The following is a 24,188-nucleotide window of genomic DNA, read 5'->3' on the forward strand; positions in this document are numbered from 1 at the left end:
GGACGATGAATAAATCTATTAACATTCAGGACACTTTTTTGAATCAATTGCGCAAGGAAAGCATTCCAGTGACCGTATATTTGACGAACGGATTCCAGATTCGTGGTGTCATTCGCGCATTCGATAACTTTACCATTGTCATCGATAGCGAGGGACGTCAACAAATGGTGTATAAACACGCCATTTCCACATTCACGCCACAACGTAACGTATCCCTGATGCAAGATCATCAGAACGAGGCGTAAATTAGATGGATTGGGGCAGATTGCCAATGAAACTTTTTGCCCCTCCATCACGTCTAATGGAATATAGTCGCTGCCGAACAACCCTGAAGGGTTGTTCTTTTCATTCGTAGTCATATTGGGTATAAGTATGAGGGATATGCTTCAATCGTATCTCAACAAGGTATGAAGAGAGAGACAATCAAAGGAATAAAGGGAGTCGGATTGCAGATGACGAGAGAAAAAGAATCAACTCAACGTACGCGCACACCGGCACATGGAAATCCTAAGCGCAAAGCTAAGAAGAAAAAGAAATGGACTTGGAAAAAGACGTTTTGGCTTATGTTTTTCACGACGGCATTTGCCGTGTTCTGTGCCGTTGGCGGTTATTTGTTCGTATTATTGAACGGGGAGCGGCTGATGCGTGAATACAAGGATGCTGATATGTTCAAGCTGGCTGAGGTATCCACTGTATACGATGTGAATGGTACAGAGCTTGCTAAGCTTGGTAAAGGCATAGAGCATCGAGAGATTGCGGAGCCAAGAGATATTCCGGAATTCGTTAGCAATGCCTTCATAGCGACGGAAGACAGACGCTTCAAGGAGCACTCCGGGGTCGATCTGTGGTCAATTGGGCGTGCGATGGTTAAGGACGTTGTGTCACGAAGCCTTGCAGAAGGCGGAAGTACCATTACACAGCAGCTTGCTAAAAATATGTTCCTGACGAGTGATAAGACGTTCTTCCGGAAGGCAACGGAAGTGTCGATTGCGCTTTCGTTGGAGAATCATTTTACGAAGGACGAAATAATTACGATGTACTTAAACCGGATCTTCTTCGGTAAAGGTGCGTATGGGCTTAAAGCTGCTGCTAAGGTGTATTTCAATAAGGATGACTTGAATGATCTGAAGCTATGGGAAGTTGCGACTTTGGCAGCTATCCCAAAAGCGCCATCCCGATATAATCCGCTGTCGAGTCCAGAGCGATCGAAGGAACGCCGGGCTGTTGTTCTTCAGCTGATGTATGAACAAGGCTATATTACGGCTGAAGAGGCGAAGAGTGCTGCAGCGGTGGAATATGATCCGAAAATGTCGGGGCACGCGGCTAAGTCGGAGGATAAGCAAAATGAAGCATACAACGCATTCATTGACTACATGGTAGAGGAAGCGACTGAGAAAACGGGTCTTACCGAGGATGAGCTGTATCGCGGAGGATATCACATTTATACGACGATGGATGCGAATGCTCAGCGCATTATGTACGATGCGTTCAACAATGACGATATGTTCGAGCAGAGCCCGGATGATACGAAAATGCAAGGCGCAATGGTTATTACAGATCATAGCAATGGCTCCATCATCGCGATGGTAGGTGGGCGGGATTATGCTCGCAAAGGATTGAATCGTGCTACTGTAAAGCGTCAGCCGGGATCGTCCTTCAAGCCAATCGTGTCCTATGCGCCAGCGCTGGAGACGGGCAAGTACTTCCCGTGGTCGAAATTGAGCAATGAGAAGCAGTGCTTCGGCAAATATTGTCCTACGAACCTTGGGGGCTATACGACATCAGTAGAGATGACGGAAGCGGTTAGACGTTCCATCAATATCCCTGCTGTATGGACATTGAATGAAATTGGAATGAAAAAAGGGTTTGAATTTGCGAAAAGCCTCGGCTTCCCTCTGACGAATGACGATTATAACTTGTCAATCGCATTGGGAGGGATGACGTACGGGGTTACTCCGATCAATATGTCAGAGGCTTATAATGCATTCGCTAACGGAGGGAATTATTATGATGCCTATGCGATTGCAAAGATTACAGACCGCAAAAACAATGACTATTATGTGTATCACGTGCCGAAAGGCAAAAAGGTCATGAGTGAGAAAACGGCTTACTATATGACTGAAATGATGCGCGAAGTCGTTACGAATGGTACGGGTAAAAATGCACAAATCAGTGGTCGTACTGTTGCGGGTAAAACGGGTACGACGCAGTATTCTGTGCCAGGCTACACTGGCAAGGGCGACCGTGATGCGTGGTTCGTCGGATATACGCCAGAATGGACAGCAGCTGTCTGGATGGGGTATGACAAGACTGACAAAAATCACCTTGTCCATGAGAGCAGCCGCAGAGCATCGAAAATGTTCAGCGAGGTTATGGGTAAGGCGCTGCAAAGCAAGAAGTCGGGTTCCTTCAAGAAGCCGGATAAAGTGGAACAAAAGCCGGAAGAACTGCGGGCGCCTAGCGGGTTGAGTGCATCGTACTCTGAGAATACAAAGAGTGTGGCACTGAGCTGGAACAGCGTATCTGGTGATAATATTTCTTACCATGTTTATCGGAAGTCTTCTAAGGACAACACATTCACACAGCTGCTCAAAGGCTTGAAGAGCAACAGCGCTGAAGATGTTGGTGTCTTCCCTGGAGAAACGTACACGTACTATGTTACAGCGGTAAATGCATCCGAAGAGTCAGGAAGATCGAATCAATCTTCCGTCACGATTAAGGAGGAGACACCGGAAACGCCAATTGATCCTCCGGCAGTAGATCCACCGGTCGTTGAGCCGCCGACAACGGAACAGCCTACGAACCCGGAAGAGCCGACACCGCCAACTGTACCAGAAAATCCAGATTCGAATAATAATCAGCCGGAAACAGGCGATAATGGTACAGGCAATGGAGACGGCGATTCTACAGGGACATCTAGTGGGGATGGTTCTTCAGGATCTACAGATACGTCTGGTTCCAATGCGACGAATGGAACTTCGGGAATGAATAGCTTCGGAACGAAAGGGTCGGATCGCATTATTAACTCTGGCGGTCAGAAGGATAAAGACAACAGCAGCAAAGATAAGTCTGCAGGCAACGGGGCAGAGGATTCTTCGGTAGAAATTCAATCTGTTACTGGGAAGATAATGAATCACAAGCAGAATAAGAATTCGAATAAGGCTGCTTAAGATAAGAAATAGACCGTGCAAACCGTGAGCAATAGCGGTGTTCTTCATCCACATAAGGTAGCGTAAGGCGATGTGCATAGTGTGCAGGAGAGAGTTCCTGCACACTTTTTTTGTGATTATGTTTGTGACGTAGTATGTATCCATGTTCGGATTGCAATTCCCCTTGATATGAATCATGCTCAGGAATAGCTATAGTAACGAAACTGCTAATAACCTGTCAGACGATAGAATATATTGGAACATCGACTATTTGTGTTCAGTGTTGTGAGGAAACATGATTAGGATGAACGTCGAAAGGGTGACAAGCATGAATGTTAGGCTTCGAGCGGCAAATTCCGAAGGAAATGCACGTCCGTCTCGTCAAATAAATGTCGTGCTGCGACCTGTGGAGCAATCCAATCAGGAGACAGCCGCAAATCAGACAAATGGAGAAGCAGCAGCGGATAGCTTGGCTGTCCCACAGGATGGGCCATTTGGCGAGGTTCGCAAAGAACTTGATCGACTTGTCGGCTTGAAGCATATGAAGGACATTGCCTATGAGCTCTATGCGATTTTACAGATGAATCGTAGACGGCAGGATGCGGGGTTGATCTGCCAATCACATGTATATCATATGATCTTCAAGGGCAATCCTGGTACGGGCAAGACGACTGTAGCCAGGATCATGGCGAAAATGTTCCAGCAGCTAGGAGTGCTCAGCAAAGGGCATTTGCTCGAAGTAGAGAGGGCTGATCTGGTTGGCGAATATATCGGACATACGGCACAGAAGACGCGAGATTTAATTAAAAGGGCAATGGGTGGCATTTTGTTTATAGATGAGGCATATAGCTTGGCCCGTGGCGGAGAAAAAGATTTCGGAAAAGAAGCAATTGATACTTTGGTAAACACAAGAGTTTGGGTTTTTATGTTTCCGAATCTAAAGAACTCCCTAAGTTAGAGAGAAATGAGAACGAACACTCAGAGAAGTGGAGAAGACTTGAACAAGCAATTGAGGAAATGAAGACTTTATACTATAAGAAGTTAGCTTCTTTTGATGATATTGCTAAAACGTATGAATGTAATTGGTGGGACATAAAAACTTTATTTCGTAAATACAATCTAACTACAATATCGCTGAAGGAACGTGCCCGACTAAATCGTAAGAGAGATTTTGAGACAATATACGATTTACACTACAATCAGAAAAAGACGTTAACTGAAATATATCGTGATTATGGGTTTGTTCCACAGCACGTTCGAACTACACTAAAAGAACATGGTTATGCCGTCATTAATTATCAAAGATTAGAAAAGTGAACAAGATGCAATGAACTAATACTCAGGAAGTGATACCATGACTTCTGATAATAGATCTATAACGACAAGAGACCGTAAAGTGAGCGTAGTTTTTAATACTAAAGAAAACGAACATCGAAGCGAAATAATTTCAATACCAGTTGTTCAAGATAGTAGTAACGATCATAAAGAGGAGTATACAAAAATCTTTGAAGAACTCGATGATCTAATTGGTTTAGATAAAGTCAAAGATTTAGTGTTTCAGATCTACGCTATGCTCACGATTAATCAGCATCGCAAAAACGAGGGAATGTTGGTAAACGAACAAGTATATCACATGTTGTTCAAAGGGAACCCCGGAACTGGGAAAACAAGTGTTGCGAGAATACTTGCAAAGCTATTTAAGACAATGGGCTTATTAAGCAAAGGGCATCTCATGGAAGTACATCGAGCCGACCTTGTGGGCGAATACATCGGTCATACAGCGCAGAAGACGCGTGAGGTGGTTAAGAAGGCACTTGGAGGGGTATTGTTCATTGACGAGGCGTACAGCCTTGCTAGAGGAGGAGAAAAAGACTTCGGGAAAGAATGTATCGATTGTCTGGTAAAACTCATGGAAGATCATAAGAATGAATTTATTCTTATCATTGCAGGATACAGGAATGAACTTGATGAAATGTTGCAGACTAATTCTGGACTACCTTCACGGTTTGCGATTCATCTTGATTTCCCTGATTTTACAGTGGATGAACTTCTAAAGATGGCGTATAAAATGGCATTAGAGAGGGAATATGTAATTCTTCCTGAAGCGGTTGTTAAAATTAAAGAGCTCATAACTAAAGAAAAAGAGGAAGACTACAATTTTAGTAATGGTCGCTTCGTTAGAAATTTGATTGAAAAGGCAATAAGAAATCAGGCTGTTAGGTTAATTAGAAATAATAAAGGTAAGTTGTCTCAAAACAGCTTGCGTAATCTAACGTATGAGGATTTTATTATCAAAGGTAATGAAGATAATGAAGACATGGGACGGATAAACATACCGAATTTTATTTGATTTGTTCTTGCGAAAAAAATACCCCCTCAATATGAAGCAAAAGAGGGGGTGTGGATACATATTTAAAACACGTTTAAGATGATGAAAGAGGGATTTCATTATCTCCTATCATGCCAGTTAAGACTCTCTTCAACGATAATCTTAATCAATTCCAATTCATCTTCAGTCGGTTTAATGTCCAATTTCTTCAAAACCTTTTTTATAGCATCCAATGTGATTTGTTGTGTGTTTTCACTATCTTTAATGACTACAAATTTATTAACATAATCAACAGCCATGTCTGCAATATCAAGTACGGCATTAACTTTATCGACTTTGCCTTCATCAAGCTTTAATGTGCGCAATAAAACTTTAGCAATGAAGGTTGAACGACCAAAGCTACCAAGAAAACCACTAGTGAGCATACCTTTTTTCGATAAATAAGGAACGACAAATAATCCCACTACAAAAGCTAGTGTGACTACACTAATAATAATTAAGTTATCCATATAATTTAATTCTCACATCCTATTTATGTACTTTTACTTCTTTACCGTTCAATTGTACAGTAGCCTTCAAAATAGCAGCAATATCGCGAACAGGAGCATAATTAGAGTTGTTAATTAGTCTTGCACTACCAATAATCGTTCCATTAACTTTGAGGATCTTGTCTTTCCACTCAAGCTTTCCACCATATGCCTCAGCAAGATCTCGAACGTTAACAAATGTAACATTATCAATCAACAATCCATCACTACATTTTTCATTCTCTACATAAACAGGTACTTTTGTAGGTTCTTGATTCACTTTAAACCAATCATTTAAATATTGTGTAGGATCTGTATCAGATCCCAATCCAAAACTTGGTGCTTTCTTTAATCTTATTTCGTAGTGAAGATGAGATCCGAATGACATTCCTGTATTTCCTTGTGTGCCTACCTGCTGGCCTAACTTTACAGATTGACCCACAGAGACACAAAGGCTATCCAAATGAGCATAAAGGTGATATGAGCCCTTATTATCTTCAATGACTACAGTCAATCCATAGTTTCCAAGTCCGCTATTGGGAACACCCTCTTTTGCGTGTCTAACGGTTCCACCAATAAAAGCATGAATAGGAGACTTATGATTTTTAATTAGATCAATTCCCTTATGCCATTCTTTATTATTTGCACCACTAGGGTTCTTTCTCCAACCATAAGGGCTTGTGATACGAATGAATCCATAATCCTTATAGTCAATACTCATATTTTCAAAACTCCTCATTATTTTGATTTTTTGTTTTTATTCTCTTCAAATTCAGGTTCACTTTCGCTTTTCTCCTGTAAGACAGTAATAGCTTTTTTAATAACAGGGGGAAGCGGTACACCAATTCGACCAACATTTTCAGCAAATGATATTAGCTCATTACTAATGAAGAAATATATAGAACCCATCATAATTAATCCATTTGCAGCAAGAAGCAGGTCAATTTTATGAGATATGAAAACAACAAGCACCATTGAAACCTTCTTCAAGATACCTTTGAAGCCAACCTTACTATTTACCCCTTTTTTCTCTGCAAGTGAAGCTAATATTCCAGTTACATAGTCGGCACCAATCATAATCAATAAAATCTTTAAAGCAAGTGGAGGATCATTGCCAAAGGAATAAGTCATTACCGCTGCAAACCCCGCTGAAATATTGGTGAACAATTGCGTTGAAGAGTATGACATCTCGTTGACTATATTGTTTAGAAACTTCATTTAACTATCCTCTTTTCAGAAGGCGACTCACAATCGTAGCTACTTCAGCTCTAGTGATAGGGGAGTTTGGCTCAAATCCATTGCCTCGACCACTCATAATACCTGCTTCAATAACTTCTTTAATCGCCGATTCAGCCCAATGACCTTTACAGTCATTTTTAGATTTGTCATTCATAAACTCAACCTCCATGACATTAATATCAACATTACCATTGATTCCCGAGACTCTACCTGTCTCTGTGAATTGAAAAACTGCCCACTTAGACCAAATAGAATTATTCATTGGAGTGTCAACACCACCATAGTGAGCCACCCAAAGAGGATACCTACCCAGAGCAGTACCACAATAAGTCTTTGCAAAGCTTGCTCCAGTATAGAGCATGACTTTATGTCCTGTGAGTTTTTGAACCTCTTCAAGCCACTCTACTGCCCACTTTGTTAAAGCCTCTTTTCCTAGGTTTGCAGCAGCACCCTCCAAATCTAGAACATGGGGAAGTTCAGCCTTAAATCCTTTAATAGAATCCACAAAGGATTGTGCTTCTGACTTTGCACTATTACCCGTTTCAGGACGAGCATAATGGTAAAAGCCTTTTGGTAGATTCACTTTCTCTGCACCAGTTGCATTCAGGGTAAGATTGGGGTCTTTATAACCAACCCCTTCGGATGCTTTGATGAATACATACTTAACATCAGCGATAACTTTGTTCCAATCGATACTTCCATTGTGATGAGACACATCAATACCAATCAGATTTGCTTTGTTACGAGATTGCAAATGAATCCCTCCTATATAATTAAAAGCCCCTGACATTAATCAGAGGCTTAGTGCACACGGGACTATAAAATCATCATTTCATCATTCTCTTCTTCAGGCAGTAGGATAATCATCCCCTGTTATTTCTTTAAATTGTACGACTGTAATAGAACCATACTCAACAAACTTGCCAACATACATAGAGCTATTTGGATCTTTTGAATAGCATTTTAGATCATAGTATCGCTTAATCATTTTAAACCAGTCCAATTAAAACACTCCTTTTTGAGATAATTTTAGTAAAAGTGTTGCATAATCTTGAGCAAGTTGCTGATTTGTAGAATCTAGTTGAGCATTTTGCAAAATTACTGATGCTAAATCAAAAGTATGTTGTTGATTAATCAATTCTAATTCAGCATTTTTTAAAAGCATGGATGCAGTATCATTAACTTGAGCCTGATTTCTTACTTCAAGATCAGCGACTTTTAAAAGTAGGGATGCATTATCTTGTTGTATTAATTCAAGTTCAGAAGGCTGCGGTTTCGGTTTCAAAGCTTCAATTTCCTTATCAGTCAAACCGTTACGCCAGAAGCTTGAGCCATCCACAGACTGCGGCGATCTCGGTGTTGTTTCTTCGCTTTCCGGATCGTATGCTGCTTCGTAAACTTTTACGGAATTGCGATAGCCCTCGACATCGAATGTCGGCTCGTACAGTCCGTCAGGCAGCGTAATAGCCACCGTATACCCGACTAGCACTGTCTCCGACTCATCTGGCTCGACAACTGCCGCCCGTGGCGTTTCATCGTTAGTCTGAACCGGCTCCATTCTATCAAAAACGCCCGTCACGGAGTCCGCAACGAGCGTTGGTTCGATGTATCTACCGTTTAGATCGGTTTTGATTGCTTCTTTCATCGTGCGTCCTCCTTATTGTTCTGCTAAGAATGATATCCCGCCAAGTACAGTCTTTATCGCCGTAACATTGTTGTCAATAAACACCTCGCCGCTATCCCGAACAGTAACCGCTGCCGTTACCCAAGCGTTCCCACTGTATGCTGTCGTAGATATTTGCGTAACACGTTTAGGACGATAACCAGATGGAAGCATGAACGCAATTTTATTGACGACTCCATCTTTAATGTTCCCAGTAAAGTGTATGATTCCGAAGCTGTCTTTGAAATAAGAAACAGTTATATCGTGCTTCCAATCGTTAAGTAACGTAGGGGTAATCCATTGAGGTGAGTCCTTCTCTGCTTTCTGTGTCTCAACCACACTCAACCGTCGCTCTGCATCGCTTGCCCACGATACCATATCCGTTACTGTACCGCGCAGGTTCGTTGCTTTGCTGCCGATGATAGGAGCCGTAAGCGTAGGGTCTAGCGTTGTATATGTGACGTGATAGACTGCGGTCGTGTCGTAGTTTTGGAGCGGAATATCTGTATAAGCCCCATTACCTCCTCCATTTTTTACAGACCAATTTTCGTCATAGCTTGCGCCTTTATAAACGCGCTGGATATTTTTTGCGACATGCTGCAATGGTACCGAGTTGGGATAGTTGGGAGAGCCCTTTGTGTTAATAGCTGCATATCCGATTGACGTATTAACCGTAGGATTCGCCTTCTCACGAATCACAACGCCGCTACCGACCTCGACCATGTTCCAGCCTTTCGAGAGCGTCAGGCCAGTTTCGTAATTCTTGATGGGCTCGACGGTTGGCTTCGCTTTGAGATATTGGAGACGGTAAGGCGTGAAACTCTCGTATGACGTTGTCGGCAGTATAGTCGTTCTAGACGGAGCGTTCGCATTACCAACTTCTGATATTTTTATAAATGCTTTGACTTCTCCTGTCTTACCGTTATAAACTCCTTTTCCGTCCACTGAGCCGCCTGTGCCACCATCCCAGTTAAACATCTTCCAGCCCAAGAAATACGCCTTGATTTCGTCGACTGTCGGTGTGTAGCTGTCGCCCCAACCGCTGTCTGCGTTGGAGACGGACAAATAAAGATTATTATATGCAGAATCGCCCATCTGCCAATAACCACCACCTGTCCACCCACTTACGCCATCTAAATCATTATTCAGTGGTATGCCTTTGTAATCAACTATAATACCCTGAGGTACTGTCTTAATCGCGGGCGAAAGTCCACTAGCTGTTACGATTTTAAAGCCACTTTTTACAGTGCCATTTAAAGTCCAATTCAACGATCCGTCTAACGCAACCTTTTTACACTTTTCGAACACATAGGGCAATCCGTCGTCACCAACGTGCAACACGTCCGCATTCGAACCATCTACCGGATTCGCTGCGAGTTGACATTCGGCTGCCCACATGGAACGTGATTGTGGCGCGAATGGCTGCGGTTTATCGCCGGGTACGAGCATCGGATTTCGGTATTTAGCTGTACCAATAACGGGAGATGTGCCCGTACTATCGAGAGTATTTAACACTACTTCAAACCAAGCAGTTGCATCCGTCGTTGTAACTGTTCCCTTTAGTTTCACGTTATCTATGCGTGTTTTGTCTGGCTTGCATAGATATACATACGCAAGGGAGTTAGTGCCTTGAGAATCGACTGTAAAGGTATAAACGGACGATTTAGACACCGGAACATAATATCTCACGAATGATCCGCCAACTTTTTGAGCATCAATTGTAACAGCATACTGATCGTCAATCATACAACTATCGCCCGGTGCGATTCCCTGTTCCCATTCCATAAACGGCGGCAGTAGGTTACCGCTCGTCGCGATAGCATACGGATTCGTGACGTTTACGATTCCGATACCGTCTCGGATTTCCGTTTTCCCACTAATCGCTCCGAGTCGGAATGGAGCTGCTTCAGGTATATTAATAACCTGAATACCAGATTTTAATGTAATTTCCTGATGTACATCATTTAGTGCTATGTTATTAAAATACTCTTTTGCGTCCGTTAATGCTTTATCAACTTCTGCTTTTCTAGCTATATGCTCATTATCTGTAGGAGGGGAGACTTTTGCACTTCCATTAGAATCGCGAATAATAATCCGATTAGGTATATTATCTTCTGTTGCTCCATGAGCCACATTTTCAGCAACATGATTCTCTACATCTTCAATTTTTCCGTTAATATCTCTTTTTACAATTTGGTTTGTTCCATTTCCACTATTAAGTGTCAAGGTAGGGGTAGTTGATTCAAAATCAACTTTAATATCATCGTTTACTGATTTGACTTCTGTAACAGAACCAGCACCCGTTCCGTCTAACCCTTTTTGAGCGCATAGATCCCAAACACTTTTATCAGTAGGGGAGATACCAATATTATCTTTTAATGCAATATAGCTGGAACCATTAAAAAACACAGTATCGTTTTCTTGATACTGTGTAGTAGATGAATAGTCTCGCTTCCAATTAATGCTGTCACCTTTTTTACCAACAAGTTTCCATTTAGTGTTATCAGATGGGTCGATTCCTTTTGATTCCTCAACATTCATGTAACTAGAACCATCAAAGCTAACTATATTGTTCGGCTTATAAGTTGTAATAGGTGAGTATTCATCAAGATGTCTAGTTTCATCGGCAATATTCTGAGCGTTATTTGCAGCTTGATTTGCAGAATTTCTTGCATCATTTGCTTCAGATATTGCATGTGCAGTATCAGTTTGCCTCTTATCCTCCTGAGACTGTCTAATTATTTCATTGCTATTACGTTTTTCTTCTTCTAATTTACGCTCGTTTTCATTTGTCTCACGAGCTTGCTCAGATTTTTTTCTAGCTTCTTCATTTACTTTTCTTTCATTTTCCAGAGAATTTCTTATATTTTCATCTTTATCACGAATAAGTTCAGCTTGATTTCGTTTCTGTTCAGACTCTATTCTCTGTTTCTCATTCTCTTTTCTAACGTTTTCCTCAGTGAATCTTAGTGACTCTTCATTTCTGATTGCAGTATTAGTATCAGTAGAAACTTTAGTGGCATCGTTAGCATTCTTAGTAGCGGTTTGTGCATCGCCAATAACTTGATTCAATTTCTGAATATTATCAAGGGCTGTTTCACCAGTATCAATCAATTCTTTTAGAGTTCTAGTAACTTCACCATTGTTCTGATTCACCCATACTCGGTTAGAGCTGATATAGGCATTTCCACGACCTAAAAAACTTGCAGTTAAAGTTTTTCCTTCAGCGTTTTGGTGGAAGTAGACAATCCCATTGTTATAATCTACTCTGTATTGATTTTCTGCTAAATCGGCAGAGTAGTTTTGTGGAACTTCAGAATAGCCATAAATTCTAACCTTATCTCTAAATACAGGAATTTCGGTTAATTGCATTCTTTGATTTATTATTTTCTGTTGTTGATTTATTGGCATATACGGATCATCAGGTGTGCCTCGTCGATATTTTCCAATAGGGGAGAGCTCATAATCTAGGCTCATTCAAACATCCTCTCTCTATAGTTTTATGGGTAATGAAATATATGTTTCATCAGTTGTGTAATGTGTTGTAATACAATGTGTTACGTATTATCACAATGTACTTCAATTAATTATGTTGAAACACATGTAAAAGATAAAAGTCCCCTGAACAAATAATTCAGGAGACCACATAAGGTTATTATTAACTTTTCTTAGCGATTTCCGACTCAATATCAGCAATCTCTTTTTGAAGCTTTTCGATTCTTTGATTGTTGTCTTTGACAATTTTCTCATTTTCCTCAACAAAAGAAGTTGAACCGTCTTTTTTAGCTTGCTCAACTCTTTTAATTAATTCGTCTCTCTCGTCTGTAATAAATTTGAGCTGAGTACTCTTTTCAGTTTTGAGTCTTTCTAAATCTTTTTTACTTGTATTTGCATATGCTCCGGTATTATTATCGTTTGGTTGAGTTTCGTTAACTGTTTCATTCTCCTTAGTTGTCAGACTGATCACTCCATTATTAACTGAATCTACATTAGCACCAAGTGCGTCAGAAATACTTCTTACTGGAAGGTGGGCTTTACCATCAACTGCAATTGCCTTATCTGAAATGGACTTCCCATTAATCTTAACTGTATATTCTTTGTCTACCTTCTTACCAAGCAAGGTTTGAATGTTATCAGCAAAGACACTCGCTGATACAGTTAATAAGGAACCTACTACAGCCCCTACTACGACATACTTAGCTTTATTTAACATGGAAACATCTCCTCTGGTATATTTGTATATGCCAATTATACCCTTTAGTGTTGTCGCCATCAATTTTAATCTGAGCCAGTAGTGAAATACCCCCCATTCGGAGGCCAGTTTTGGTTATCCTTATTGCCGTGATTGTGTGTTCCGATATATAACGAGTGACTATGCCCTCTGTAAGATCTAGCATTAACGGCATTCCACAATGAATCTAATTCGCTTCGTAAATTTCTTATATGTCCAATTGTAAGTTCTAAGCCTGTAACACTACCTCTAAAATCAACTGAACTGTAAAATGTTGCGGGGCCACGAAAAGTAGCTGCACCATTCATACCAATTGGAGTAGACGTATCATTAGAACCAATAGAAATATTACTTCCGTATAGAGTCAATTGGTTAGAACCTGAGTAGGAGTTTATTTCACCAACGTAACTTCCATACTGATTATAAAAGGTTAGAGAAGAAACACCGGAATCGGAACCAGTGTTAATTACTATTCGATTTCTACCGCTGCCATCATATGTCCTCAAACCATTAGCATCTACTTCAATACGTCTACCATTTGCAGATGTTCTTAAAGTGGGACCTGTGATAATACCGCCATTTATTTCTGAACCATTGATTGTTGCTGCTGAAATTGTAGAGCTAGTTATGCTACCAACTTCAAAGTTAGCACTCTTAAGTGTACCGCCAGTAATAGTACCTTGAGCATTTATGTTGCCGCTAAATGTTCCACCTTGGGCATTGATTATTCCAGTGAAAGTACCACTAGTAGCATTGATATTACCTGTGATACTCAAATTGCCATCGTTATCTGCAAAGAATCTGTCAACCCAGTTAGGAGAGGAGGCTGTACCTATATTAGCTTGAATTCTGAAACCTGTATTTGCAGACAATAAAACTCTACTTTTATTATCCGTTTTGGTCACAGATAAGTCTAAGTCTCTTATCTTAACTCCCTCACTATTTACAAGGAAGTCGCCTTTTGAGGTAGTGATCGTCAGATTTGATCCTGCTAGTAGAACGCCCATGACGCGTTCTGCGACAATCTTGTCAGCAGTAATAGCTGTGCGCCATGTATTCCCAGAATCGGAAGTCATGGCGAGAACCCCGTGTTGCATGATTAATTGTTTATTTGGATTAGCTAAATCATGTACACGAATACCCCGACGATCTATAGTTACGCTATTCTCATTAGAGGCAATTATTTCACGCTTAGTGGCATCCCAAACTCCATTGATAATTTGCTGCACATCATTCACACTAGAGACTGACTCATCCCATTTATATTTGCTAGTATCCACCGATGTGGAAGTGGATATTGATTTATACAAATCACGAAGAAATCTCTGTTCATCGTTCAAAATATCTCGAACATTTGAAATAGTAATACTAATACTCTTACCTTCATAGTCAAAGTCAATTGCTACTAATTTTGCTTCGATATTTATTCCCAGCTTTTCGTGATAAACACGTACAATGTCACCAATTCTCAATCGATCTAATTTCAAAGCTTCGGGAAATATTTCATACAGGTTTACAACAGATAGGGACACCACTAACTTAGGTTCATTTATCTTATAAAAATGCTCAGTTGCAGCCTCAAGAAGATTCTGTGGAGTGGTTATATTCGTATTTACGAATTCTTTTTCGTAAATAAACTGATTCCATTCTTTTATTTGACTAGAGCTAAAGTTACTCTCTATTTTAAGTAAGTTCTTGAGTTGCGTAATAGAATTATTAGTGGTAGAAATTTGATTATTTATATTATTAATCTCATTCTGCTTCGTACTTTTTTCTTGTAGTTTATTATTTTTTTGATTTATAGTATCCTGTACAGGTTCTCCAGCAGCATTTTTTACGCTTAACGTATCTTCAATGATAGCTAACTGATCATTAATTTTTTGTAATTCATTTTGTCGAAGTGTTAATGAATCTTGTTGTTGTTTTAACGTGTCCAACAGTGACTTAAATTGTGAGTCTTTACTTTTAACAAGTTCCCTGTAATCAAGCAAGGCGTGACACAAACCATTGCTCATATATCGACTTTCACTCAATACTTTCTTATTAACGTCACGCTGGAAAGGGTACATGAAATAAGAATAGTCTTCGATGTAATTAGAGCCAGTCGCATTTACACTTTGAATAGACACATCATCAGCCCCAAAGACTCTTAAACGAGTACAAAACTCATCTAAATTTGTCTCCTGACTTACAGTCTCCATCAGCTTTCCATAGCTAATGTTATGACCTTTATATTGACCGTAATTTTTCTCTTGATAGAAGTTTATTTTTCTATTTACAGTATCCCATTCAATTAGTGCATCAAAAGTAAGAGCCGCTTGTTGTACTCCATCTAGTACTGTTGTAGATGATAGATCCAATGTACGATATTTTGTATCAAACAGAGCGTCCACATAGCCGATATTCCATATAGTAGAGGAGAGTAACGACTGTAGGTGAGTAGAAAGGTTTTTCGATACCTCTTTATATGTTTTAACGATTTTAGATGAAGTTTCATATCCTAAACTCAGGCAATCCACTTGCTTATAGTCAGAGTTACTTTCCATTACATCTTTTATTTTATCAATAATGAAATACTCAGTATCATGACCATAGGTAAGCTTGATTAGATACTTGCTAAATAATCTCTTCAATTGAGGATTGTCAATCAATTTTCCTTTTTTCCATACTTTATAAGGCAGCAAAAAAGACAGCTCATTTAAGCTGCCTAAGTTAACTTTTCTACTTATTCGATATGAAGTGGAGAGATTGCCCACAACTTGCCTATCCAAGTCTGGTTTGCAAAGTTGAATATTCGGTCTAATATTAATTGGTTTTAAATCTGGTCTTATCAATAAATAGTCTCCTCTCTAAGATAGGTACTTAAACTGATAAGTCCATCTGAGCTTACAATTGCCGTATACCATTAAATAGTTTTTACCTCTAGGTAGCTCCAAGAAAATATCATTATGGTTTTTATATCTATAAATACCTGTCAAGTTTGTTTCAATGCTCTTGTCTTCCATATCAATCTCTAACATTTCACCGTTAACTAATCCGCTTAACTTGAACTCTTGTGAGCCATTTGATAAATTAATGATCCTGATATCACCATCACCAGTTTTCTCAATATCGAGAGAGGGGAAGATTGGTTCGCTACCATCATTATCAATTACAAATTCAGTACCATTTGAGTTATTCTCGTATTCATAATAGTATGGGGTACTGATAATAGGAGAGTAGCGATAACTATCAATATTTCTCATTTCCAACTCAATGTAACCTTGCCTAATACCATTATGAATCAATTGAGAATTACCATTGAAAACGGTGTAGTATCTTTTGCTCGGATTATTCGAGAAGTACAACTCTTTATAAAAAGGCTGGATTAGCCAATTAGCTATTTCCTCTAATCGTTCTTCTGAAAAATCTACATTAAAAGTGATTTGCATTGGAATAACTAAAGGATCTCGCTCGGTATCAATAAAGTATGGACGATTCCTTCCACGAACTGAAACTTCATTAATTTTGGTAGTAGGCGCAAAAGTCTCCTGTAACATACCGCTTTTCCCGACTGTAACGTGAATAACTCCCATTGAATAACTAGAAATGCCATCATAAACAAAGTACAAATCATCATATATGGTCAAAATAATCACCTCGAAAATAAAAAGGAGAGACCAGTAAAAGTCTCTCCTAGCGACCAAGTTTCTTTAATCCTTTTACAACTGTACTTAAAACATTATTAGTATCTTCTTTGCTTCCGGTCATATTGTCAACGTATAAATTCACTTGATAAATAGAACTTTCCGCAGCAGGAGTGCCTGCTGGAGTTGCAAGTTGTAAGCTTTTAAGTGGATTCAAATTAGAAATAATGTTTCTCGTAATGTCAACAAGCTTAAGCATATTAGATGTATCGTCCTTATTCAGGATTAATTCCTTCTCGTGAGCTAACAAGAACTTACCATCTTTATTACCCCAAGCAGGAGTCATACCGCCTGTATCAAACTTTGCAATCTGTCCGTATGTAAAGTTATCCTTAGCTATTCCATACTTTTCTCTCAACTTAGCATTCTGAATAGCAGCTTGAGATTTTACTTGTTCATCTCTGCTTTGCTCCCAGATTCTTTTATTGGTTTTATACATATTAAAATCAGAATCTGACATCCTGTCAAAAGGGGAGGGACGTGAAACGGTTTTTCCAGTAGAGTCATTCGTGCCAGAACTCGCAACGGAGCTGTAACCTAAAGCAGACAGGGAACGCTGTGCTTCGTTCATTTTGTCAATAATACTATTCTGAATACCATCTTCTACATCTTGCAAATGTGAGAGAACATCAGTTTTAAACAAATCAAATGAACTTGTAATAGAGTCAAGACTTCCGTTAATTATGTCTTCTCTTAGTTGGGTGAAGTATTGATCATTCTCTAAAATAGACTTCCAATATGTTTCTTCATCTTTTTTCTTTTTATCTAGGCTATCTTTAAGGACTTTGTGAAGATTATCTTCTGTCTTTTTGTTAACATCAATCTGCTCTTTCTTCTGATCCTTTAAGTCATTCAACTCGCGCTCACGAAGTTCGTATGTACGGTCATTTTGCATAGTCTGGATTTCATCTATGACTTTAGCAAGATCTTCTTCAAGTTGCTGACGCTTATATCTGCCTGAATCTGAATCATCCAGAAGAAGCTTATTTATGTCTTGTTGTATCTTTGCTTGTTCTTTTTGTTTATTAGCAAGTTGCTTTTCGTAACTTTCTTCATTCTTCTGACGACTAATCTCCTTAAGCTTTGCATCAACAATCGCATTGAAAGCATTTAGTTCGTCATCATAATCCTTCATTACCTTATCATGACGTTCGTCTTCTGATTTGATTTGTGCATCGATTGCTTCAAGTGCAGCTTTCTCAGCCTTCTTATATGCTTCGATTACTTTATTTATTGTATCATCGGCTATCTTTGAAGCCATATTGCGCTGAGCTACGGACACATCCAGTAGGGCAGATTTGTATTCGTCCATCTGGGTAATTAAAGCATCTGTTTGGGCTTTTGTGAGATCACCTTTTTTTAGGCGCTCAGTGATCCAATAAATCTCATCGTTATAAAAGGTAATCATCTTCTTGCGAAGCTGATTCTGAGTCACTAATTCTTGATTGTATTCGGCAGTACCTTCATTGTATAAGTTCTGTTGTTTTTCAGAATAAGACAGTAGACGATTATACTCAGACACAACCTTATTCCTTTTAGTTAAATACTCATTTGTTTCAGCTAATCGACCATCATCAATCCTCTTACTTGTGTCAAATATTTTAGTCTTAAGATCAGCCTGTTGCTCGGGTGTGAGATCTTTACGAGTAGCCAATGCTTTATAAGTTTTAAGCCTCTCTTGATCCATCTTGACTTCAGTAGCATTAGAGAGACGCATTTTTTCTACGCGTTTATCAAGGGCATCCATTTCATCTTTAAATCTTTGTTCACGAAGCTTTTTGACTTCAAGATTAATGGAGCGTTCATTATCTACATTTTCTTTTAGATGCTGTTTGTGTCGCTGTGCAATCCTATCCCAACCTTTGATTTGATCATCAGTTGTCCAGTTTTGCATTTCAACTAAGTATTTAAAACGAGCAACATCCTTGTTATATGCATCCTCACGAGCCTTACGCGCTTTCTCAGCAGCGTCATCCTTATCTTTCTTACCTTTTTTCTCTTTCTTTTCTTTCGAAGGGGAGACACCGAAATTCGGATCAGAAACCATATCCATAAGCTTCATGATTTCAGCTTCGCCTTGTTCTGCACTGGAAATATAGTTCTTGGTGTCAATTATGGCACCAGTGAGTGCCGCTTGCTTATCATCTATGTAGTTATTTGCTGCCGCTTTGACACTGTCGGGTGCGCCAAATAAAGGATCAAACATTCCAGCTTTTTTACCTAGAGGATTTCTAGAGCTATCCAACTCAGATTCCAAGCTATTTAATGCATTTTTTGCATCTTGAAGGTTCTTGATTTGCTTAATTTCTACACCGTAACCACGGATACGTTGAAGAGCGTTGTTGAGAGAAGTCGCAGTGCTGGCATTTTCATTTTTAATGTCCTCTTGTACTTTTTTAAGCTTTGCTTCACGTAAAGCATTTACCGCATCTTCTTCAACTTTCCAACCATCTGCGGTTTTATATACATTATCTCGCAACTCTGGATACTTCGTAATGAGATCAAACATAGCATCAGAGGATAACGATTGCCCCTCTTTGAGCTGGTGCAGAACATTATTTAACTCCTTAATACCATCAACTGTCTTTTTAGTTTCATCGGCTAAATCACCTGTATTAACTCCCAAGACTTCAGCAGAGTCAGCAGCATTTAACATATCTTCTTCAAGTTGAGCAGGAAATTTGATTCGCAATAAAGCCAATCTAACTCCGTCAAGTTGTTCTCCAGTTAGTTGAAGATCAGGAGGAAGGGTTCGGAATACATTGTCAAGATCTTGAATGGAGCTAATATTCTTATTATTGAAAGCATTAAAAAATTGATCAAGTTGCTGCGTGGTTAAATTTAAGTTACTAGAAGCATCAGCCGAAGCTAATCCCTCAAAGATTGATGACATAAGAGGGGAGATCTTTTCTCCATTAGCTTCTAGAATGTTTAAATAACCTTGGAATTTACCATTAATACCTTGTGCAGCTTTATTTAGATTCTGCTGTAGTTCATTATTTGCTTTATCAAACTTCTCTTGAAGCTCTTTTACATTAGATGCGTAGAACTCTCCTAACCGTTGAACACCATCTGCAAAGTTACTGTTCTTCGGATCGATTGTCGCATTCATAAAACCAGTAATGCTATATAGACCATCGTTATCTATTGGAGAACCGCTTTCTTTACTCTTCAAAAAAGAATCGTATTTATTCCGAGCCTCATCAAGTAAACGATTAGCTTCCTCAGCTTCTTGTTTCTTTTTGCCTATAGAATCACGAATAGAAGTTTCTTCACTGTAAAACGCGAGTGCCGCTTTTTCCCGTTCTATTTTAACTTCTTCTTGGAGAGCGGCTACTTTTTGTTGAATAGCTTTAGTATTTTGCTCGTAGGCAGAGGTTTGATTATCTAAGCCTTTAGCGGATATACCAAATCTAGACTCTAATTCTGATTCGATTTTAAATAACTTAGTTTTTTCGTCAGCAGATAGATTAGTTTGTTTAGCAAGCTTGTCGTACTGATCACCAAGTTCTTTTAAGTATTTTATATCACTTACTTTGGCAACCGTATCATTTAGGGATGTAGCAGTGTCCTCAGCAGCAATCTTCGTGTCGGTAAATTTGTTTATTAACCACTCTAGACCAGCTCCCAAGGCAACAAAAACCCCACCCACGACAGTTGCAGATAAGAGCCCTCTAATTGCACCCTTAGCCACACTAGCCGAGCCCGCTAAAAATTGCAATGCCCGTGCCAATATATTTGTACCACCAGCGGCAGCACTAGCAGCTACTGGAATACCTAAAATACCTGCTATTGTTTGGGTGATGTTTATCATTACAGTTCTAAAAGCAGCACTTAGGCCATAGATAGCCATACTTAAGACACCCAATACAACGGGAAGAACTCCAACTGTATCTGTCAGCCATTTGAATACATTACCAAAGTTTGTAGCTAGGGCAATTAGATTTACCAAGGAGTTAGAAATTACTGCATCTCCCATTGATACAGCGAGTGATTGCCAAGCTACCTTCATCTTTTCGATTCGTGCTTGTAAGGATTCCATGTATTTCTCGTTCTCGCGTGAAGCTGAACCTTGAGAATGGAGGGCAGTGTTTGTTGCATCAATGCCCATTTCATAGTTGCTCATGAGCGCCAAAAACCGATTAAGCTGGTAACGTCCTGCTAGTGTTACACCGATATTTTGCTGTTGTTCATTAGTAAGCGTATTCCATTGTTCCGCAAGATCACCAAGAATGGAATCAACTCTCCTTACATCTCCGCTCATGGTACGAATAGAAATGCCGATACCATTAAGGATAGTCTCAGCTTCGGACATTGTTGTGATACGAGAGTAAATGCTTTTTAATGAGTTGCCAATAATTGAGCCTGATTCTCGCGTCACGGCCATAATTGCCGTTGCGTGTCCGAGTGTTTCCTCCATAGTCGCTCCGAACGTGCGTGCAGAAGAACCAGCTCGTTGCAATGCAACTGCGAGGTTCTGCGATGTAACGGCAAAATTGTTATCTATTTCGTTTATGCTATCTGCGATCTTAATACTCTTCGATGACTCTATATTGAACGCAATCATTGCGCTCGTAAGAGCATCAACTGACTCTTTAGGAGTCATTTCTGATATATTTTGCATTAATATTGCGGTTTTAGAAAGGTTGGTAGTATCGACCTCATTAAAACCTTGTCTTGCAAAATCTATCATTACATCTAACGTTTGATTTAGAGTTCGTCCCAACTCATTACTTAAATCAATACTGTTCTGAAGCATTCCCTCAAAGTCTGTTGAACCACTCATAACTCGTTTTAACTGAGTCATTTGTGAATCAATTTCTATGATCGTATCAACAGCAGCTTGAAGAGCATGTAGACTTCCATACAATGACCCCATGGTTAATGTCCATGTTATGGTTCTACTTATTGCAGTTTTGAATGACTCAGATAAGCTTTCAATATGTGAACCAGAAGTTTTAGCGGATGCAACAATATTCTTGAGACCAATGTCAATATCAGCTAGTGCTTTTTTATAATTACTTGCTTTAGTTATCTGCCCAAAGGAGGCATTCAACTCATCGATTTGTGATTTTACTTTAGTACTTGAACCAAATCGTCTTGTAACATCAGCAATCTTGGCTTCCATACGAGCTTTACTAAGAAGAAAATCCTCATCTCTCTTCTTATTTTCAGCCCAAGCCTTTTCCTGAAGTTGAACAAACTTTTGTTGTTCATTTAATCGCTTCTGATTGAAAATTGAGTCTTCACGCTTAGCTACTTCATAGGCTCGTACCTGATCTAAAACTCTTGTTTCACCAAGATGTTTTTCACGCTTTTCCTTTTCGATAAACGCTTCATAGTGTGCTTTATCAACATCTCGGATTAGATTTCGTTCTAGTTGTCTACGTTTCTCGATTGCTTGTGCTGCATCTCTAGCATCCTTGGCGTAATCGTAGGTTTCAATGATATTACCCTTAACCTCACCGTTAGGGTGTTTTGTTACGATTTGTTTATTGTTATTGAGATTGTTTCCATAAGTTTGAACACGATATTGTTCCTCACCGAAAGCTTTAACTACTTTTTCTCTTTCAAGCCTGAACTGTTTCGCGGCTTGTGTTGCTCTATTCATAGCATCAGTTTCATTTTTTATGTTATTAGTTGATCCTGATAGTGCATTACTTTGTAATTGAGTAGCCTTAGTAATCTTATCAATAGAGGCAATAAAACTGCTCAAAGTTTGAGAAAGATTCTTTCCAATTTCAATATCCAATTTTATTTTTTGTAGAGATGCATGTTTCTGAATTCGCTTTATTGCATCATTAATGTCCCCAATTGATTTGCCTTCATTGAGCGTGGCACTAATGAGTATTCTTAAATCTTTTCCCACTTATATAATCACTCCTTTACTTTTTGAAAGGAGTGAGTTATTCACTCCGTCCTAATTAACAAAAAAATCTGCACCATAGTTGATGCAGACCGTTTCACTAATTAATTTCTTTATTTTCTATTGTTGGTGCTTCTTGGATGGGGGAGTTTAAAGTGTGAATAATATCGTTAATTGCTTGATTTTCTTTCAATCCTTGAAAGGGGACACGATCAAGAAAGACAAGAATATTATTAATAATGTCATCATTTAACTCGTATTTAGCCATTGAATTTCTCCCTATTGTTACAATGAAATGTGTCTTTTATTGACTATCGTTTTAATGTTAGATGATTGAGAAATCTTCTTCATTAGAAGGTCGAATATGTCATTTTGAGTTTTATTATTTATTTCGTGTTGGTTGAAGTGGATGAGGTTTATATTATTACCATTGCATAATTTTATTTTATGCTCTTTTACTTTGTCGTATCTTTTATAATTATCAAGTCCAAAGATTTCAATAAAGTAAGTTTTGCAATCTAGTGTTATCATAAAGTCAAAACGATATTTTCGATCTAAATTTGGAATGTAATCTTTGTAATATATGTTATCTATCTCATACTCAATGTTTTTCTTTTCTAGCATACACGCAAAGATATATTCTAGTTTCGATCTACATATATTCCCTTTATGAGTTTGATAGCGCTGTGAGAGATGAACAATTTTTTTATTAAATGCCTCCATAAAAGCATTTTCCCAAGAACCAAATCTACTTACATAAGTAGCATAATTAGGGTAGTTAGGATTGGAATTTAGAATAATTTGATCTGGATATCTGCCAGTTTCCTTATATATTTCTCTAAGCTTTAGTATCATCTGTTCTTCACTCATACGTCTTGTCTTAGAAGAGCTTGTTATATCCAAGCCGACTTTTAATAGAGCATTTGAGATATTACCAAAATGACGATCATAGGTTGATGCACTATAAAATTCACTATATTTTTGACTATACTCATTTAAATCATATGTGCTAGGAGAATGACCTAGGATTTCGCTAAGCTCTTTTAGTTTATGGAGCATATCTTTTTCTAATTGAGTATTGTTAAATTCTTTATAGTCATAACCAATCAATTCATATGCTTTTTTAATCCCACCGAATCTCTTAATATAAACACTTCCACACTGCATTGATGGATACTTTTCAATATCTTTAAGTGTTAGTAGATATTTATTATTTTTCAGATGAAGAAGCGTTGTTTCACGCAAATCATCGAGTATTTGTTTGTTACTTTTCCTATCGTTTTGATAATATTTTTGTTTTTCTTCTGGTATTGTTACACCGGAAAGACGGATTGCATTATACCAACTTCCGAATCTTAATCGATAAACTTCAGCAGCAGGAAGTCCATTGGCCGCCTTAAAAGTTTTGGAGGTCGGAATTCCATTAGCAGTAATATAATCTTTTAAAATTGCTAATAGCTCTTCATTACTGTAAGAATTCTTTCGCAACAATATCTCC

General features: G+C 38.8%; 16 protein-coding genes and 1 pseudogene. 4 read left to right on the forward strand and 13 right to left on the reverse strand.

Annotation, left to right across the window (positions count from 1 at the left end):
- Nucleotides 1-5: 5 nt before the first annotated feature.
- From hfq to PBN151_RS05780, 4 genes and pseudogenes are all read left to right on the forward strand, one after another.
- On the forward strand, nucleotides 6-245 hold the full coding sequence (hfq, locus tag PBN151_RS05760) for an RNA chaperone Hfq (RefSeq protein ID WP_005549853.1): 240 nt from the start codon (nucleotides 6-8) through the stop codon (nucleotides 243-245).
- 207 nt (nucleotides 246-452) lie between these two features.
- Entirely contained in the window at nucleotides 453-3,170 is a 2,718-nt protein-coding gene (locus PBN151_RS05765) for a transglycosylase domain-containing protein (protein ID WP_083545041.1), read from the forward strand.
- Nucleotides 3,171-3,477: 307 nt separating this feature from the next.
- Nucleotides 3,478-4,053: pseudogene (locus PBN151_RS05770) on the forward strand (AAA family ATPase); the annotation flags it as partial.
- Nucleotides 4,054-4,503: 450 nt separating this feature from the next.
- Entirely contained in the window at nucleotides 4,504-5,499 is a 996-nt protein-coding gene (locus tag PBN151_RS05780) for an AAA family ATPase (RefSeq protein ID WP_072728067.1), read from the forward strand.
- A 98-nt stretch (nucleotides 5,500-5,597) separates the two neighbouring features.
- Here the strand turns inward: PBN151_RS05780 and PBN151_RS05785 are convergent, their stop codons facing one another.
- The 13 genes from PBN151_RS05785 to PBN151_RS05840 all read right to left on the reverse strand — a co-directional run bounded on the left by PBN151_RS05785 (nucleotide 5,598) and on the right by PBN151_RS05840 (nucleotide 24,181).
- A complete protein-coding gene (locus PBN151_RS05785; protein WP_072728069.1) occupies nucleotides 5,598-5,987 on the reverse strand; it encodes a hypothetical protein in 390 nt (129 codons plus the stop codon).
- Nucleotides 5,988-6,006: 19 nt separating this feature from the next.
- Complete coding sequence (locus PBN151_RS32415) at nucleotides 6,007-6,726, reverse strand: peptidoglycan DD-metalloendopeptidase family protein (protein ID WP_072728070.1); 720 nt, start codon at nucleotides 6,724-6,726, stop codon at nucleotides 6,007-6,009.
- 17 nt (nucleotides 6,727-6,743) lie between these two features.
- Complete coding sequence (locus PBN151_RS05795) at nucleotides 6,744-7,223, reverse strand: phage holin family protein (RefSeq protein WP_083544971.1); 480 nt, start codon at nucleotides 7,221-7,223, stop codon at nucleotides 6,744-6,746.
- Between the two features lie 4 nt (nucleotides 7,224-7,227).
- On the reverse strand, nucleotides 7,228-7,998 hold the full coding sequence (locus PBN151_RS05800) for a GH25 family lysozyme (protein ID WP_072728072.1): 771 nt from the start codon (nucleotides 7,996-7,998) through the stop codon (nucleotides 7,228-7,230).
- A gap of 93 nt (nucleotides 7,999-8,091) precedes the next feature.
- Nucleotides 8,092-8,247 carry an XkdX family protein gene (locus tag PBN151_RS05805; RefSeq protein ID WP_072728073.1) on the reverse strand — a complete coding sequence of 52 codons (156 nt, stop codon included), beginning with the start codon at nucleotides 8,245-8,247 and terminating at the stop codon, nucleotides 8,092-8,094.
- On the reverse strand, nucleotides 8,248-8,889 hold the full coding sequence (locus PBN151_RS05810; protein ID WP_072728074.1) for a hypothetical protein: 642 nt from the start codon (nucleotides 8,887-8,889) through the stop codon (nucleotides 8,248-8,250).
- A gap of 12 nt (nucleotides 8,890-8,901) precedes the next feature.
- Nucleotides 8,902-12,384 (reverse strand): hypothetical protein, encoded by a 3,483-nt coding sequence (locus PBN151_RS05815; protein WP_072728075.1) that lies wholly within the window; start codon nucleotides 12,382-12,384, stop codon nucleotides 8,902-8,904.
- Nucleotides 12,385-12,565: 181 nt separating this feature from the next.
- Nucleotides 12,566-13,120 carry a hypothetical protein gene (locus PBN151_RS05820; RefSeq protein WP_072728076.1) on the reverse strand — a complete coding sequence of 185 codons (555 nt, stop codon included), beginning with the start codon at nucleotides 13,118-13,120 and terminating at the stop codon, nucleotides 12,566-12,568.
- Nucleotides 13,121-13,185: 65 nt separating this feature from the next.
- The gene (locus tag PBN151_RS05825; protein WP_072728078.1) at nucleotides 13,186-15,972 is read right to left on the reverse strand and encodes a phage tail spike protein; all 2,787 of its coding nucleotides are present in this window, start codon (nucleotides 15,970-15,972) and stop codon (nucleotides 13,186-13,188) included.
- A gap of 15 nt (nucleotides 15,973-15,987) precedes the next feature.
- The gene (locus PBN151_RS05830; RefSeq protein ID WP_227774423.1) at nucleotides 15,988-16,776 is read right to left on the reverse strand and encodes a distal tail protein Dit; all 789 of its coding nucleotides are present in this window, start codon (nucleotides 16,774-16,776) and stop codon (nucleotides 15,988-15,990) included.
- Between the two features lie 37 nt (nucleotides 16,777-16,813).
- Entirely contained in the window at nucleotides 16,814-22,693 is a 5,880-nt protein-coding gene (locus PBN151_RS05835) for a phage tail tape measure protein (protein WP_072728082.1), read from the reverse strand.
- Nucleotides 22,694-22,790: 97 nt separating this feature from the next.
- Entirely contained in the window at nucleotides 22,791-22,958 is a 168-nt protein-coding gene (locus PBN151_RS31015) for a hypothetical protein (protein WP_175560613.1), read from the reverse strand.
- A 17-nt stretch (nucleotides 22,959-22,975) separates the two neighbouring features.
- Complete coding sequence (locus tag PBN151_RS05840; protein ID WP_227774425.1) at nucleotides 22,976-24,181, reverse strand: homing endonuclease associated repeat-containing protein; 1,206 nt, start codon at nucleotides 24,179-24,181, stop codon at nucleotides 22,976-22,978.
- Between the last annotated feature and the right edge of the window lie 7 nt (nucleotides 24,182-24,188).

The organism is Paenibacillus sp. NAIST15-1, from assembly GCF_001894745.1.
GTDB lineage: Bacteria > Bacillota > Bacilli > Paenibacillales > Paenibacillaceae > Paenibacillus_B > Paenibacillus_B suaedae.